Raw genomic sequence first — 16,043 nt, forward strand, 5'->3', positions numbered from 1 at the left:
GGATAAAAAAATCAAGGAAGACTTGAGTGATATGGATATGAATACTGTGTATTTAATGCGTTTTTCATTTGGCCCGTCTGAAGTACCTCGTTGGAAACGCGAACAATTTCCTGATGTAACTTATGAGGAATACGAATATCTAAGACGTAATGTTAATGGAATAGATAAAATATCTTTCAATTTATTTACACGTAACGAAAGCATCAAATACGATTCAAAAACGGTTAATTCTATTCGAGTTAAACCTTCTACCGAAGAATTTTTTGATATTGAACCCGTTAAAATTGAGAAAGGTCGTTTGTTTACCGAATCGGAATCCAACTCTGGTAGTTCAGTTATTGTAATAGGAAGTGAAGTTGCAACTGGTTTATTTGAAAATAGTGATCCTATCGGTAAAAAAATTCGTTTGTATGGTCAGCGTTTTACCGTTATTGGTGTTTTGAAAAAGCAAGGTCAAGGTATGTTTGGAGATAGTAACGACGTTGCTGTATTTTTTCCTGTGAATTTCTTAAGAAAAATGTATGGTGATAATAGTAAAGCTTTAACTCCAGCAATGTTGATTAAACCTGAAAAAGGGATTGATATTGAAGAATTCAAAGCCGAATTGTCGCAAAAATTAAGAAGTTTTAGAGGCGTAAAAACTGGTGAAATTGATAATTTCTTTATGAATGTGTTGTCTGGTTTTACCGATTTTATTGATAACATTGTAGGGCAAATGAACATGATTGGATGGATTATCAGTGCGTTTTCGCTTTTAGTAGGTGGATTTGGTATAGCTAATATTATGTTCGTATCAGTAAAAGAACGAACCAACTTAATCGGAATTCAAAAAGCATTAGGTGCTAAAAATAAATTCATCTTATTTCAATTTTTGTTTGAAGCTATTATTTTGTCTTTAATTGGAGGAATTGTCGGTATGTTTTTAGTATGGATTATTGCTTTAATATTGTCAAGTGCACTAGATTTCGAATTTGTGTTAAGTGCTTCCAATATGTTATTAGGTTCAGGATTAGCCGCGTTTATTGGATTGATTTCTGGAATTATTCCTGCAATTTCAGCTTCTAAGTTAGATCCTGTGGAAGCTATTAGAAGTGGCATGTAATTTGTGGCAATAAGTGACAATCATTTTGTAAATTTGTTCACATTAATTATTAAAACAATTCAAAATAATGCTAAAGCAATTATTAGGAATCCTATTTTTCGGTTTTACCACTATAACATTTTCTCAAACTATAACCATAAAAGACAAAGAATCGGGTGACCCTTTAGAATCGGTTACGCTTGCTTCTGAGGATAAAAAAGTTTACGTTGTTACCAATAATAAAGGTCAGGCTGATGTTTCTGATTTTGTTGGGTTTAATAAAATCATCATTCAATCTTTTGGATATGAAACTCAAATGGTGAGTTATAACCAATTGGAATTAGCTTCTTTTCAGTTAAGTTTAGCGCCTTCATTATTAGCAATGGATGAAATTATAGTTTCTGCTAATCGATGGAAGCAACATACTCGAGATATTCCAGTAAAAATCACCTCAATTTCCAAAAAAGATATTCAATTGCAAAATCCACAAACGGCAGCCGATTTATTAACGGTTTCTGGAAAAGTGTTCATGCAAAAAAGTCAGCAGGGCGGAGGAAGTCCTATGATTCGTGGTTTTGCGACCAATCGTTTGCTTTATGCTATTGATGGTGTGCGAATGAATACCGCTATTTTTAGAGGTGGAAATATTCAAAATGTTATTTCGTTAGATCCATTTGCTATTGAAAAATCGGAAGTATTGTTCGGACCAAGTTCTGTTATTTACGGAAGTGATGCTATTGGTGGCGTAATGAGTTTTCAAACGTTAACGCCACAATTCACAACAGAAGAAAAACCATTTGTAACCGGAAGTGCTTTTACAAGATATTCATCAGCAAATAACGAAAAAACAGGTCATTTTGATGTGAATGTAGGTTGGAAAAAATGGGCATCGGTTACCAGTATCAGTTCTAATGATTTTGGCGATTTGAAAATGGGAAGTCATGGTCCAGATGAATATTTGCGTCCTTTTTATGTACAAAGACAAAATGGAGTAGATGTCGTTGTGACGAATGATGATCCTTTGGTACAGAAACCAACGGCTTATTTTCAAATCAATTTGATGCAAAAAGTACGTTTTGCGCCTAATGAAAAATGGGATTTTCAATATGGTTTTCATTTTTCGGAAACCTCTAGTTATTCGCGCTACGACAGACATATTAGATATAATAGTTCAGGTTTACCTAGATATGGTGAATTCGATTACGGTCCGCAAAAATGGATAATGAACAATTTGTCGATTTCGAATATGCAAGCTACGAAAATGTACGATGAGCTTTCTATTCGAATGGCGCATCAGTTTTTTGAGGAAAGTAGAATCAGTCGTAACATGAACAACCCAAATCGTGCTACGCGAATTGAAAAAGTAAATGCTATTTCAGTAAATGCGGATTTCACCAAGAAAACAAGTGCTAAAAATGCGGTTTTTTACGGAGTTGAATTCGTAACGAATGATGTAAATTCGGAAGGAATTGATGAAAATATTGTTACTGGAATAAGTCAAACAGGACCAGCGCGTTATCCACAAGCTAAATGGAATTCTTATGGAATTTATATCAATGACCAATATAAATTTTCTGAAAAAATGTTGCTTCAAGCAGGTTTGCGATATAATCAATTTGTATTGAATGCGGAGTTTGATACTACTTTTTATCCGTTTCCTTTTACTGAAGCAAAAATTAACGACGGCGCTTTAACTGGAAGTTTAGGTTTGGTGTATCGTCCAACGGCGAAATGGGTAATTAGTTCTAATGTGGCAACTGCTTTCCGCTCTCCGAATGTGGATGATTTAGGAAAAGTATTTGATTCTGAACCAGGTTCAGTTGTGGTTCCAAATCCAGATTTAAAAGCGGAATATGCTTATAATGTAGATTTGAATGTGGCGAAATTATTTGGTAAAAACGTTAAAGTAGATGTTTCTGCTTATTATACTTTGCTGGAAAATGCCATGGTAAGAAGAGATTTTACATTAAATGGCGCAACTGAAATTTTATACGATGGCGAATTAAGTAATGTGCAAGCCATTCAAAATGCAGCCAATGCAAAAGTGTACGGAATTCAAGCTGGAATTGAAGTGAAATCAGCAAGTGGGTTTTATTTTCATGGCGATTTGAATTTTCAAAAAGGAGAAGAAGAATTGGATAATGGAGAGAAAAGTCCTTCTCGTCATGCGGCGCCATTTTTTGGAATTGGTCGTTTGGGATATGCCAATTCTAAGTTAGATTTACAATTGAATGCACAATTCAGCGATGAAGTTTCGTATGATAATTTAGCCGAAGAAGAAAAAGGTAAACCAGAAATTTATGCAATTGACAGCAATGGAAATCCGTATTCTCCGAGTTGGTACACATTAAACTTAAAATCGATGTACAAACTTACCGAAAACTTTACAGTAACCGCAGGTTTAGAAAATATCACAGACCAACGCTATCGTCCTTACAGTTCAGGAATTGTAGCACCAGGAAAGAATTTTATTTTGGCTTTGCGAGCTAAGTTTTAAACATAAAAAAATCCCGATATCACTATCGGGATTTTTATTTTTATCTGATTGGTTGATTTTGAATCAAATCTAAATATAAGTTAATTTTGTTTTTCAACTCTTTTCTGTGAGCAATGAAATCTAAGAAACCATGCTCTAATAAGAATTCTGATGTTTGAAAACCTTCTGGTAAATCTTTACCTGTTGTATCTCTTACAATACGTGGTCCTGCGAAACCAATTAAAGCTCCTGGTTCTCCAATATTGATATCACCAAGCATTGCATAAGAAGCAGTAGTTCCTCCCGTTGTTGGGTCAGTACATAGAGAAATGTAAGGAATTTGTTCTTCTGCCAATTGTGCTAATTTTGCAGATGTTTTTGCTAATTGCATTAAAGACATTGCAGCTTCCATCATACGAGCTCCACCTGATTTTGAAATCATTACAAATGGGATTTTGTGTTTGATAGAATAATCAATTGCTCTCGCAATTTTTTCACCTACAACTGCTCCCATAGAACCACCAATGAAAGCAAAATCCATACAAGAAACTACTAAGTCTTTTCCTTTAGATTTTCCAACTCCGGTACGAATTGCATCTTTTAATTTCGTTTTATCCATTACGTCTTTTAAACGATCACTATATTTTTTAGTGTCTTCAAATTTTAATGGATCTTTTGAAGTTAAATTCGCATCTAATTCTTTGAATTCGTTATTGTCGAATAAAATTTCGAAATATTCTTTACTACCAATTCTTACGTGATAATCGTCTTCTGGACTTACCCATAAGTTTCTTGCTAATTCATCTTGATCAACAATTTTTCCTGTTGGTGATTTGTACCATAAACCTTTAGGAACATCTTTTTTGTCCTCAGTTGCGGTTGTAATTCCTTTTTCTTTTCTTTTAAACCAAGCCATAATTAAGTTAGAAGTTAGAAGTTAGAAGTTGGAAGGCTAACCTTATCTTCATCTAATTTCAATTAATAATAAATTTTAAACTTCGTACTTTGTACCTCGTACCTCGTACTTATAAAGTATTCACATTATTTAAATCGGCAAAAGCTTGTTCTAATCTTGTGTTGAACGTAACTTCTCCTTCACGAACCCATTTTCTTGGATCGTAATGTTTTTTGTCCTTCTGTGAAAGCAAATTGTAAATCGGTATCAATATTCATTTTGATTACTCCATAAGAAATAGCTTCTCTAATTTCTTCTAAAGTAGAACCTGAACCTCCGTGAAAAACAAAATCAACCGGGTTATTTCCTGTATTGAATTTATTTTGAACGTACTCTTGTGAGTTTTTAAGAATTTTTGGAGTTAATTTCACATTTCCTGGTTTGTAAACGCCATGAACATTTCCAAAAGAAGCAGCAATTGTAAATCTTGGACTTACTTTCATTAATTCTTCGTAAGCATAAGCCACTTCACTTGGTTGCGTGTATAATTTTGAACTATCTACATCAGAATTGTCAACGCCATCTTCTTCACCACCTGTAATTCCTAATTCGATTTCTAATGTCATGCCCATTTTACTCATTCTTTCTAAATATTTTTTAGAAATTTCAATGTTCTCTTCGATCGGTTCTTCAGATAAATCAATCATGTGAGAGCTGTATAATGGTTTTCCAGTTTCAGCAAAATGTTTTTCAGAAGCATCTAATAAACCATCAATCCATGGTAAAAGATTTTTAGCACAATGGTCAGTATGTAAAATAACCGTTGCGCCATAAGCTTCTGCTAATGTGTGAATGTGTTTTGCTCCAGCCACAGCTCCTAAAATAGCTGATTTTTGATTTTCGTTTGATAATCCTTTTCCAGCATTAAATTGTGCACCACCATTAGAAAACTGAATGATAACTGGTGCATTTAATTTAGCTGCAGTTTCTAAAACTCCATTAATTGTACTAGATCCTACAACATTAACAGCAGGCAATGCAAACCCTTTTTGTTTTGCATAGTTAAAGATTTCTTGAACTTGATCTCCGGTAGCAACACCAGGTTTAATATTGTGACTCATAGTTGTATGTTTTTAGTATAGTTGTGCAAAAATAATAATTTAAAAAATTAGAACGGATAATTAATACCAAAATTTAGCACTGTTTTGCTAAAGTTGACTCCTTTCATCCATCGGTCGCCCACTTCTCTTCCTGGGTCGTAGGCTTTGTAACCTAAATCGAAACGGAAAACAAAAAAGTCAAAATCGTATCGTAAACCTATTCCAGAACCAAAAGCTAAATCTTCAAAAGAGCTAAATCCGTTAAAAGTATAGTCTTCATCTGTAATGTTGTCGAATACATTCCAAATGTTACCAATATCAGCAAAAACGGCACTGTAAAAATTTCCTCCTACTCTAAATCGGTATTCTAAACTGTAGGCTAATTTAAAGTTGGCTTCGTTAAAATCATTAATTCCACCGCTTCGTCCAGGTCCAAGGCTATAAGCTTGCCAACCTCTGTTGTCATTTGAACCTCCAGAAAAATAACTTCGTGAAAACGGAATAGATTGCGCGTTTCCATAAGGAACAGCTAAACCAGCAAATGCGCGCATAGCTAAGGTGTTTTTCTTGCCAAAATCCCAATGCTTGATAAAATCGACTTCTCCTTTTATGTATTGCGAATATTCGATTCCGAACATGGTTTTGTTGCCATTTTGATTCAAATCTTCGTTTTTTGTTCCCGCTAATAACGATAACACATTTCCGGCAGATTCAATTTTTGTTCTAATTGAGTAAAAGTTGTTGTCTAGTAGATTTGCTTTCGTATTTCTAAAAAATGTAATTCCCGAAGAAACAATTAAGTTGTTTTCAATTAAACGCTCTCTTCTTTCTCCAATACTTCGTATGATTTTATAATCTTGGTCGTTTGGATTCAATGAAGTGCTTCCGTTTTCAACATCATTAATGAAATTTACAGCTCCAGATGTTGTTAAATTTCCGTTTTCAAGGTTAGCTGGGTCAACGTTGTAATCCTGAGCTAAATCGTTTAATGTGTTGTAAGAAGAAGTATAAACATTAAAGTAATTTTCAGGATTTAAGTTTTTAATAAATTGTATATTAAGTAAATCAAAACGAATGGTATTGTTTTGTTTTGGAGTCCAATTGTAATTGAAAACACCTGTTAAATTTTCTTTGTCTAAACCAATGTTTCGCTGACTTGTTAAACCAATTGTAGCTGTAGTGGTTGGAAGCATTTCTTTTTTAATAATTCTTCTGGTGTCAATTGGAAAAACAATTCTTGGAAAACTCAATTTTGCTTCCACACCATATTCTGAAATATTAAAAAATACATTGTTTGGATTTGCTAAATCTTTAGAAGAACCAATGTTTCCTCTTGCCGAAAGTTCAAATGTTTCTGCTCTTTTGAATAAATTTCGCCAAGTAAAAGCCATTCTTCCGCTAATTCCAAATTGTTGAATATCAGAAGTAGTAACATCTACAGAAGGTTGCCAAATGTATTTTGGCTTACTCATCAAATAAATGTTAGCAATTAGCGAAGAGTTTGTGCTGTCGCTCGGATCTTCAATATATTCAATGTTTGGATAGTTAAATACTTTTAAATTACTTAACGATTTTGAAGTTAACGTTCTATCATTATCACTAAAAAGTTTTCCTTTTTCTATGAAAATAGCGTTTGTGATAGCTTTTGGTTTGTATTTTAATTTTCCAGCACTGTAAATGTTGAAATTTCTATATGTTACGCTATCATTAAACTGATTACGTTCTTTTTTTGAAGTATTGTTTGTAAAAATATTAACCTGACTAATTTTATAAACCGAAAAAGGTTTTTTTACTAGTGTGTCTCCTTTTTTTACTAGTCTATCATCAATTTTTATGTTGACATTCATTTTTTGAGTAGAATCATTGTAAATGGCGTCATATCGCACATTACTTTCTTGAAAATGATATACACCATTATTTCTTAGATATTGTGTGATTCTTTTACGTTCGATATCAAAATTGGTAAAATTGTATTGGTCACCTTTCCTGATAAAACTCTTTTTTTCTTCAAGCGAATATAAGCTATCAACAACTGGAGTTTCAATAAATTTAAAAATAGAATCAATAAAATAAGGTTTTCCAGTGTCAACTTTGTACACTATTTTTCCTTTTCTATCGCCAACCGAATCGATAGACATGGTTACTTCATTTCTTATAAAACCATTATTGTAGTAATAACCGCTTAATCTTTCTTTAGAACGTTCTGCTTTTTTTTTGTCAATTAGTACAGGCGCTTCTCCAGTTTCTTTCATAAAATTAGATAATCCACTAACAAAAAAAGATTTTCCTAATCGGTTAACTTGTTTGGCAGATAAAAATCGGTTTAATCTTTTGATGCGATTTGGTTTTCGGTTCAACCAAGCTTTATAGGAGGAATCTGGATTTGGCTTAGCAAGATTGTAAAGTGTTAGCCCGAAAGGATAATTTAAAAATCTAGTATTGGGTTGCTGAACTAATAAATTATTAATTCGTTCTTCTTTATTGATTTTATCATTAATGTAAATCTCGTTTTTAGTCAATAATTTTTCACTTTCGGGTACACGTTTAACTAACGAACACGAATAAATTATTGTTCCGATTACAAATAATAATGTTATTTTTGATAAATTATTTCTCAAAGCACTTTTTAAAAGTTAGTCAAAAATACAATTTTTATGGTTAGTAAAAACCAAATTAAACTAATAACGAGTTTACAACAAAAAAAATATAGAAAACAAGAACAACTTTTCTTTGCCGAAGGCGTAAAGGTAGTTCAAGAATTGTTAAATTCTAACTTTGAATTGCAAGATTTGTTTACTACAAAGCAAGATTTTCTTACAGTTTCAAAAAACAAAGTTCATGCCATTTCTGAAGCCGAATTAAAAAAAATTAGCGCTTTAACAACTCCTAATACTTGTTTAGCAGTTTTTAAAGTTCCGAACGCAAAAGAAATGATTGAAAAAGGATTAATCGTTGCCTTAGATGATGTTCGTGATCCAGGGAATTTGGGTACGATTATTCGTTTGTGTGATTGGTTTGGTATTGAAACGTTGTTTTGTACAGATGAATCGGTAGATATTTATAATCCTAAAGTGGTTCAGGCAACAATGGGTTCTATTAGTAGAGTAAATGTGGTGTATGGAAATTTAGAATCATTTTTATCTCAAACTAAATTACCTGTCTTTGGAACTTTCATGGATGGGAAAAATATTTACCAAGAAAAATTGCCAAAAGAAGGTGTCATCATCATGGGAAATGAAGCTAATGGAATTTCGCCTTCAGTTGAAAAATTAGTTTCGGAGCGAATTGCCATTCCGCGTTTTGGAAATCTTCAAGTTACAGAAAGTTTAAATGTAGCAACTGCAACCGCTATTATTCTGAGCGAATTTAAACGAAGTTAATTCTTAGTGGAATGAAAAATTGATGAAGAAACCACGAGTTTTCATTTCTTGTACATTTCCTGTCCAAGGACTATTTGGGTCGTTGTCTCTAATTAACTCATCGTTCATACCAAACACACCTCTTATGGATGGTGAAAAAATGAAATATTCTAAATACAAATCAATTCCAAATCCTACTTCGTAGAAATTAGTCCATTTAGTCATTCTAAAACGATTGTTGAAATTGTCATCTGGAGAAGCTGCATTACTACTAAGATTTAAAGCAGTAGAAACACCTCCAAGCAAATAAGGTCTAACATTTCCCGTTCGTAAAGCAGAATATTTTAAAAGTAAAGGAAAGAAAACATAAGTAGATTTTACTTCTCTTAAACGGTCTCCAGTGTCAGTAATGTTTGGAAAGGTTAAATTACGTTGGGTAATAATTAATCCAGGTTCAAATCGTAAATCGAAATATTCTGCTAGTCTTAAATTTCCAATTAAACCTACATTAAAACCTGTTGTAGTTCCTACTTCAATATCTTCGGTAACGTTAGTGTAGTCAATTTTAAAATCTAAGCTGTTAAATCCAAGGTAATAGCCCCAGTGAACGCGCTGTTTGTTCCAGTTCTCTTTATTGATAATTGGATCTTTACTAAACATGCCTTCCTGAGCAAAAAGTAGGGGTGAAAAAAGTAATAAAAACAGTAACTTCTTCATATTATTTTTTAGATGCTTGATAAATAGTAGCTACTCCAAATGTTTGAGGTAAGTGCTTCACGTCTATAAACCCAATTTTTCTCAAAATATTGTTTAAGGCTTCTCCAAAAGGGAAATTTTGTGCCGAAGTTGATAGATATTGGTACGCTTTTTTATCTTTTGAAAATAATTTCCCGATGGTTGGCATGATGAAATTGGTATACACATAGTATCCTTGTTTAAAAGGAAATTGTGTAGGAACCGAAGTTTCTAAAATAATCAATTCTCCACCTGGTTTTAGTGTTCTTAAAATATCGGTTAATCCTTTTTCTAGATTTTCAAAATTACGAACACCATATGCCACCGTAATCGCGTCAAAATAATTATCAGGATACGGAATGTTCTCACCATCTCCTAAAACCATTTGAATTTTTGCGTCTAAATTTTGCGCTGCAATTTTTTTCTTCCCAATGTCTAACATGCCTTGAGAAATATCTAAACCAATGATTTCAGTTGCAGAAGTATTGGCAAATAAAATAGCTAAATCACCTGTTCCAGTAGCAATATCTAAAATAGATTTTGGTTGTTTTGCCGCCACCATTTTTAAGATTTTTTTCTTCCACTTAGCATCAGTTCCAAAAGAAATAACTCGGTTTAAACCATCGTAATTTTCAGAAATGGTATCAAACATTTGAGCAACCTGTTCTTTTTTTCCTAATTCAGAATCTTGATATGGCGTAATATTTTTTGACATTTTGCAATTTTTTGGAACACAAAAGTACTGATAAAAAATCAAATACAAGGGCAAAATTCAATTTCAACTTCAAAATTGAAATTAAAGAAATGTTTTTAGGAACACAGATTTAAGAAATTTAAAAAATCTGTTTTAGTTGTACAAAGTAGCTCAAAGTTTTACACGAAGTTTCACATAGGAATTATAAAAATCGGTGAAAATCCGTCAAATCTGTGTAATCCGCGTTCTAAAAAATTATTTTCTAATGTACGTTAAAAAAGTAAAATCGTAATCGTGTTTTTCGTCTTTAGAATGAAATTCTTCGAAAACCAATTTCCATTTATCAGTATCAATCTCAGGGAAAAAAGTATCCGCTTCAATCGTTGTATGAACTCGAGTTAAATCAATTTTATCGGCAATTTCTATGGATTGATTGTAGATTTCGCCTCCGCCAATGATGAAAACTTCTTCATTTTTCGGACACAAATCAATAGCTTTTTGCAAACTACTCGTTACGAAACAACCTTCTGGAGCTTCGTAATCCTTTTGTCTAGTAATGATAATATGAGTTCGATTAGGTAACGGTTTCGGAAAACTTTCAAAGGTTTTTCTTCCCATTACAATATAATGACCTGAAGTTAAACTTTTAAAACGCTTAAAATCATCTGGCAAATGCCAAACCAATTGATTGTCTTTTCCTAAAGCATTGTTTTCTGATGCGGCTGCGATTATGGTTAACATAGTAATAATTTGAAACGCTAAGGTAAGTATTTTGTAGAAAATTATTTTTTACACTGTAAAAATGGCGAATGTAAGAAAAGCTTTTAACGTTTTGATAATTGTTTTTTTAAAAGATAGGATAAAAATAAGTCATTATAAAAATGACAAAACATTTCATTCAATAGTAAATTTCCTGTGGGGAATTCGAAAAGAGTCATTTGAGCAAAGCTAGTTAAGCAGTGATGCTTCTTTTAGAAATTACCAATTATCTTTTTTAGAATCTTTTATAATATAATTTTTTAAGCTATTATTTAATTCATCAAAAAGAGTTTCGATACTTTTAGGATAATCTTTCCAAGGTTTTCGTGGACTTCCATCTTCTTTAAAAAAGGATTTATCGCTAGGGTTCCAGCCATTTTTTTTGATTGGACAATTTAGAAGTTCAAATTCTATTATTTCAAATTTATATTTATGATCTTTAACAGAAATCTTTATTGAATATTTTACATCATAAAAGCCTTTTCCTCCAAATCCATCATAAACTACAGCTACTTTATTGCTTATTCCTTCGAATCTAATACTTTCATCTTCAATTTGAGCCTTTATAACTATATCTGGATTTTTATATGTCTCTTTAATCCAGTTAACAGATTTCTGATATATTTCTTTTAAGGATTTATTATCTACATCTGTAACAACAAATGGAGTTAAACCGTTTTTATCATATATGAATTTTTTTTCTTGTGAAAAACAGTTTGAAGTAATAAAAATTAAAATAAATAAGATAAAGTTTTTTTTCATATTCATGAGTTTAGTTTTTTAGTATTACAATTACTAAGTTTGTTTTCTAAACCGCCACAACACCCTTAATATGTGGATGCGGGTCATAACCTTCTAAAGTAAAATCCTCAAACTTGAAATCGAAAATGTTTTTGATTTCTGGGTTTAATTTCATCGTTGGTAATGGTCGACACTCGCGAGACAATTGTAATTCTAATTGTTCCATGTGGTTGTTGTAAATATGTGCATCACCAAAGGTGTGGATGAATTCGCCTACTTGTAAATCACAAACCTGTGCAATCATCATCGTAAACAAAGCATAAGACGCAATATTAAACGGAACGCCTAAGAAAATATCAGCACTACGTTGGTACAACTGACAACTTAATTTTCCATCCGCTACATAAAACTGAAAAAACGCATGACATGGAGGTAAAGCGGCTTTACCGTTCGCCACATTTTCTGCAAAAGAAACCGAAGTATCTGGTAAAACACTAGGATTCCAAGCAGAAACTAACATTCTTCTGCTGTTTGGATTGGTTTTTAGCGTTTCGATTAATTCGGTAATTTGGTCAATTTCTTCGCTGTTCCAATTGCGCCATTGGTGTCCGTAAACCGGACCTAAATCGCCGTTTTCATCCGCCCATTCGTCCCAAATTTTAACACCGTTTTCTTGTAGATATTTAATGTTCGTATCGCCATTTAAAAACCACAACAATTCGTAAATAATCGATTTTAAGTGTAATTTTTTTGTGGTTACCATTGGGAAACCTTCGCTTAAATCAAAACGCATTTGGTATCCAAAAACACTTAAGGTTCCTGTTCCAGTACGGTCGCCTTTTTGGTTGCCGTTTGCTAATACGTGTTTTACTAAATCGTGGTATTGTTTCATGTTGAGTTTAAAAGTTTAATGGTTTAAAAGGTTAAAAGTTTTTGACGCTTTTTACCTTACTAATGCGAAACATTAGCAACGTCTTTTGGATTGTGTTTGTGTTTGAACAAGACAGCAAAAGCTACTGCGATAATTGCTGCATAAATAGCGAATGCTAACCAGATGTTGTGCCAATCTTTTTCACCTGTAACAGCATCTGTAAAATACATGCTTATCATTTGTCCGCTCACAACACTTCCTAAAACAGCTCCAAATCCGTTAGTCATCATCATAAATAAACCTTGCGCAGAAGAACGTATTTTAGAATCGGTTGAGGTTTCTACGAATAATGAACCTGAAATGTTGAAGAAATCAAATGCCATTCCGTAAACGATACACGATAAAATAATCATCCACAATCCGTCTCCTGGATTTCCGTAAGCGAATAAACCGAAACGTAATACCCAAGCAATCATGCTAAACAACATTACTTGTTTGATTCCAAAACGTCTCAAGAAAAACGGAATCGCTAAGATGAATAAAGTTTCCGAAATTTGAGAAATCGACATAATTAAAGTCGAATATTTTACTACTAATGAATCAGCGTAAATAGGATTGTGTTTGAAATCATCTAAAAATACATCACCATAAGCATTCGTTAATTGTAAAGCCGCTCCAAGGAACATACTGAAAACAAAGAACAATGCTAATTTATAATCGGCAAATAATTTAAACGAACTTAAACCGATTAGTTCCACAAATGATTTGTTTTCTGCGGTTTTTCCTTGAGGTTCACATTTTGGTAAGGTAAACGAATAAATTCCTAACAATATAGCTGCGATAGCCGCAATGTAAAACTGATTTTCAGAAGCTTTGTTTCCAGTTAAGTTGGTGATCCACATTGCTACAATGAAACCAATGGTTCCCCAAACACGAATAGGTGGAAAATCTTTTACAACATCCAAACCGCCTTTTTTCAAAGCGTTGTAAGCAACTGAATTAGAAAGAGCAATCGTTGGCATATAAAAAATCATCGCCACTAAAATCACCCAAAAGAAATCAGACGGATTGCTAACTTGAGGAACATACATCAAAGTTAAACCTCCTAAAATGTGAAGTGCTCCGTATAATTTTTCGGCGTTTATCCAACGGTCGGCAACAATTCCGCAAAGGGTTGGCATGAAAATCGAAGCGATTCCCATAGTGGAAAAAATAGCTCCAAATTGCGCTCCATCCCAATTTTTAGTTCCAAACCAATAATTTGCTACTGTAATAAGCCAAGCTCCCCAAACGAAGAACTGGAAAAAGTTCATTATCGTTAATCTGAATTTTACATTCATGTTAGTTTCTTTAAAGTTTTAAGATTCTTTTTTTGAGATTTCATCTCTAATTTTTGCTGCTTTTTCGTAGTCTTCGTTTTGTACAGCTTCGTCTAGTTTTTCGTATAATTCTTTTAGTGAATAGCCTGAATAACTATCTGCAGGAACAACAACATCTTCTTGTCCAAAAGTTTCTGGAGTAGAAAGGATGTCATCGTTTTCTTGATTTTCGGTATTTTCAGCTGGGTTGATGCTTAAATAAATTCCGGCTTTGTCTAAGATATTTTTGTAAGTAAAAATAGGTGCGTTAAAACGTAAAGCTAATGCAATCGCATCAGAAGTTCTGGCATCGATGATTTCTTCAATTTTATCTCTTTCGCAAATAATACTCGAATAGAAAACACCATCGACTAGCTTGTGGATAATCACTTGTTTTACCACGATGTCAAATCGGTCGGCAAAACTTTTAAATAAATCGTGTGTAAGTGGGCGAGGTGGTTTAATTTCTTTTTCTAAAGCAATTGCTATGGATTGCGCTTCAAAAGCACCAATAACAATTGGAAGTTTTCGATCACCATCTACTTCATTTAAGATTAAGGCATAAGCTCCGTTTTGCGTTTGGCTGTAGGAAATACCTTTTATAGTTAATTTTACTAAACTCATTTCAAATTGTAAATTATCATTTCTTTGATGCCTGATTTGGATTTTTAAATAGTATCACAAAGTCAGAAAATGGCTAACAGAAAAACGGTTAGCCATTCGCTCCAAAAATAAAAAAAAGAGCTACCTAAACAAAGATAACTCTAATTTTAATTTAATATATTTTTTAAACAACTATTTTATTACGAGTTGCTTGCTTTAAAAGCTTTTAATTTTTCAATTAATTGAGGTAAAACGGTAAAAGCATCACCTACAACTCCGTAATCAGCTACTTTAAAGAAAGGTGCTTCAGGATCTGTATTGATAACAACTTTTACTTTTGAAGAGTTAATTCCAGCGATATGTTGGATTGCTCCAGAAATACCAACAGCAATATATAAGTTAGCAGCTACAGGTTTTCCAGTTTGTCCTACGTGCTCGCTGTGAGGTCTCCATCCAATATCAGAAACTGGTTTAGAACATGCAGTTGCAGCACCTAAAACAGAAGCTAATTCTTCAATCATTCCCCAGTTTTCTGGACCTTTCATTCCACGACCTGCAGAAACCACGATTTCAGCGTCAGCGATAGTTACTTTTCCACTTACTTTTTCAACGTTTTCCACTTTGATTCCGAAATCAGCATCGTTTAATGAAGGAGCGAAAGTTTCTTCTGTCATAGCAGCTGCATTTTCTACTAATCCGAAAGAGTTTTTAGCAATTCCTAAAACTTTTACTGGAGTTGAAATTTCAGTAATATTGAAAGCTTTGTTTGAAAAAGCATTTCTTTTCACTTGGAATGGAGAAGTGCTTTCAGGTAAAGCTACTACATTTGAAGCATAACCCGCTTCTAAAGCAACCGCTACAAGTGGTGCTAAATATAAACTATCTGTAGTTGAAGAAACTAAAACGATTTGAGTTCCTTCTTTTTTAGCCGCTTGAGCAATTACATCTGCATAAGCTTTTGCGCTAAAATTGTTTAATTTATCGTTAGAAACGTTTAATACTTTGTCAACTCCGTAAGCTGCTAAAGCACTGTTGTCAGAGTTGTTAATAGTTACAGCGGTAACTGTTGTTCCCATTGAAGCAGCAACTTTTTTTGCGTAAGAAGCTAATTCGAATGCTGCTTTTTTAATTTTTCCTTCTGCTGATTCAGCATATATTAATATCGACATGATTTTTAAGTTTAAGAGTTTAAAATGTTTAAAAGTTTAAGTGTTTAACTGAACACTAAAAACTGAACACTGATTACTAAATAACCTTAGCTTCGTTGTGTAATAAGTTAATTAACTCATCTAAATTGTCAGCATTTACTAATTTAACTGCTGATTTTGCAGCTGGTTTTTCAAATTTAACTGCTTTAGTTGCAGAAGCGTC

At 33.0% G+C, this 16,043-nt stretch carries 13 protein-coding genes and 2 pseudogenes; 3 read left to right on the forward strand and 12 right to left on the reverse strand.

The features are described 5' to 3' along the window. Both L6Q46_RS08995 and L6Q46_RS09000 read left to right on the forward strand, forming a co-directional pair. Nucleotides 1-1,102 (forward strand): ABC transporter permease (locus tag L6Q46_RS08995; protein ID WP_291284020.1); only part of this gene is annotated, 1,102 nt, incomplete at its 5' end. A 67-nt stretch (nt 1,103-1,169) separates the two neighbouring features. Further along, nucleotides 1,170-3,578, forward strand: coding sequence for a TonB-dependent receptor (locus L6Q46_RS09000; protein ID WP_291284021.1), 2,409 nt, complete (start codon nt 1,170-1,172; stop codon nt 3,576-3,578). A 40-nt stretch (nt 3,579-3,618) separates the two neighbouring features. Here the strand turns inward: L6Q46_RS09000 and accD are convergent, their stop codons facing one another. The 3 genes and pseudogenes from accD to L6Q46_RS09015 form a co-directional block, all read right to left on the reverse strand. Continuing rightward, nucleotides 3,619-4,473, reverse strand: coding sequence for an acetyl-CoA carboxylase, carboxyltransferase subunit beta (gene accD / locus L6Q46_RS09005; RefSeq protein WP_111567354.1), 855 nt, complete (start codon nt 4,471-4,473; stop codon nt 3,619-3,621). Between the two features lie 109 nt (nt 4,474-4,582). Then, nucleotides 4,583-5,573 (reverse strand): annotated as a pseudogene (gene fbaA / locus L6Q46_RS09010) (class II fructose-bisphosphate aldolase). Between the two features lie 47 nt (nt 5,574-5,620). Next, nucleotides 5,621-8,170 carry a BamA/TamA family outer membrane protein gene (locus L6Q46_RS09015; RefSeq protein WP_291284022.1) on the reverse strand — a complete coding sequence of 850 codons (2,550 nt, stop codon included), beginning with the start codon at nt 8,168-8,170 and terminating at the stop codon, nt 5,621-5,623. A 36-nt stretch (nt 8,171-8,206) separates the two neighbouring features. Here L6Q46_RS09015 and L6Q46_RS09020 point away from each other — a divergent pair, with 36 nt between their 5' ends. Continuing rightward, entirely contained in the window at nt 8,207-8,932 is a 726-nt protein-coding gene (locus L6Q46_RS09020; RefSeq protein WP_291284023.1) for an RNA methyltransferase, read from the forward strand. 3 nt (nt 8,933-8,935) lie between these two features. Here L6Q46_RS09020 and L6Q46_RS09025 read toward each other — a convergent pair whose 3' ends face one another. The 9 genes and pseudogenes from L6Q46_RS09025 to L6Q46_RS09065 all read right to left on the reverse strand — a co-directional run. Next, nucleotides 8,936-9,628, reverse strand: a complete 693-nt coding sequence (locus L6Q46_RS09025; protein WP_291284024.1) for a porin family protein — start codon at nt 9,626-9,628, stop codon at nt 8,936-8,938. Nucleotide 9,629: 1 nt separating this feature from the next. Further along, a complete protein-coding gene (gene ubiE, locus L6Q46_RS09030; RefSeq protein WP_291284025.1) occupies nt 9,630-10,361 on the reverse strand; it encodes a bifunctional demethylmenaquinone methyltransferase/2-methoxy-6-polyprenyl-1,4-benzoquinol methylase UbiE in 732 nt (243 codons plus the stop codon). A gap of 234 nt (nt 10,362-10,595) precedes the next feature. Next, on the reverse strand, nt 10,596-11,081 hold the full coding sequence (locus L6Q46_RS09035; RefSeq protein ID WP_291284026.1) for a dihydrofolate reductase: 486 nt from the start codon (nt 11,079-11,081) through the stop codon (nt 10,596-10,598). Between the two features lie 237 nt (nt 11,082-11,318). Further along, the gene (locus tag L6Q46_RS09040; RefSeq protein ID WP_291284027.1) at nt 11,319-11,861 is read right to left on the reverse strand and encodes a DUF4468 domain-containing protein; all 543 of its coding nucleotides are present in this window, start codon (nt 11,859-11,861) and stop codon (nt 11,319-11,321) included. A 46-nt stretch (nt 11,862-11,907) separates the two neighbouring features. After that, nucleotides 11,908-12,732 carry a thymidylate synthase gene (locus tag L6Q46_RS09045; protein WP_291284028.1) on the reverse strand — a complete coding sequence of 275 codons (825 nt, stop codon included), beginning with the start codon at nt 12,730-12,732 and terminating at the stop codon, nt 11,908-11,910. Nucleotides 12,733-12,791: 59 nt separating this feature from the next. After that, nucleotides 12,792-14,051 (reverse strand): nucleoside permease, encoded by a 1,260-nt coding sequence (locus L6Q46_RS09050; RefSeq protein ID WP_291284029.1) that lies wholly within the window; start codon nt 14,049-14,051, stop codon nt 12,792-12,794. Nucleotides 14,052-14,069: 18 nt separating this feature from the next. Beyond that, nucleotides 14,070-14,693 (reverse strand): bifunctional nuclease family protein, encoded by a 624-nt coding sequence (locus L6Q46_RS09055; protein ID WP_291284030.1) that lies wholly within the window; start codon nt 14,691-14,693, stop codon nt 14,070-14,072. A 179-nt stretch (nt 14,694-14,872) separates the two neighbouring features. Beyond that, nucleotides 14,873-15,841 (reverse strand): electron transfer flavoprotein subunit alpha/FixB family protein, encoded by a 969-nt coding sequence (locus tag L6Q46_RS09060; RefSeq protein ID WP_291284031.1) that lies wholly within the window; start codon nt 15,839-15,841, stop codon nt 14,873-14,875. 76 nt (nt 15,842-15,917) lie between these two features. Beyond that, nucleotides 15,918-16,043 (reverse strand): annotated as a pseudogene (locus L6Q46_RS09065) (electron transfer flavoprotein beta subunit/FixA family protein); the annotation flags it as partial.

The sequence above is a fragment of the Flavobacterium sp. genome, assembly GCF_023151265.1.
Taxonomy (GTDB): Bacteria; Bacteroidota; Bacteroidia; order Flavobacteriales; family Flavobacteriaceae; genus Flavobacterium.

Bases quoted from the DNA above. Each gene is read 5' to 3' on its own strand.
- L6Q46_RS09000 (WP_291284021.1), top strand. From the start codon at position 1,170: ATGCTAAAGCAATTATTAGGAATCCTATTTTTCGGTTTTACCACTATA.
- accD (WP_111567354.1), bottom strand. From the start codon at position 4,473: ATGGCTTGGTTTAAAAGAAAAGAAAAAGGAATTACAACCGCAACTGAG.
- L6Q46_RS09020 (WP_291284023.1), top strand. From the start codon at position 8,207: ATGGTTAGTAAAAACCAAATTAAACTAATAACGAGTTTACAACAAAAA.
- L6Q46_RS09025 (WP_291284024.1), bottom strand. From the start codon at position 9,628: ATGAAGAAGTTACTGTTTTTATTACTTTTTTCACCCCTACTTTTTGCT.
- ubiE (WP_291284025.1), bottom strand. From the start codon at position 10,361: ATGTCAAAAAATATTACGCCATATCAAGATTCTGAATTAGGAAAAAAA.
- L6Q46_RS09035 (WP_291284026.1), bottom strand. From the start codon at position 11,081: ATGTTAACCATAATCGCAGCCGCATCAGAAAACAATGCTTTAGGAAAA.
- L6Q46_RS09040 (WP_291284027.1), bottom strand. From the start codon at position 11,861: ATGAAAAAAAACTTTATCTTATTTATTTTAATTTTTATTACTTCAAAC.
- L6Q46_RS09045 (WP_291284028.1), bottom strand. From the start codon at position 12,732: ATGAAACAATACCACGATTTAGTAAAACACGTATTAGCAAACGGCAAC.
- L6Q46_RS09050 (WP_291284029.1), bottom strand. From the start codon at position 14,051: ATGAATGTAAAATTCAGATTAACGATAATGAACTTTTTCCAGTTCTTC.
- L6Q46_RS09055 (WP_291284030.1), bottom strand. From the start codon at position 14,693: ATGAGTTTAGTAAAATTAACTATAAAAGGTATTTCCTACAGCCAAACG.
- L6Q46_RS09060 (WP_291284031.1), bottom strand. From the start codon at position 15,841: ATGTCGATATTAATATATGCTGAATCAGCAGAAGGAAAAATTAAAAAA.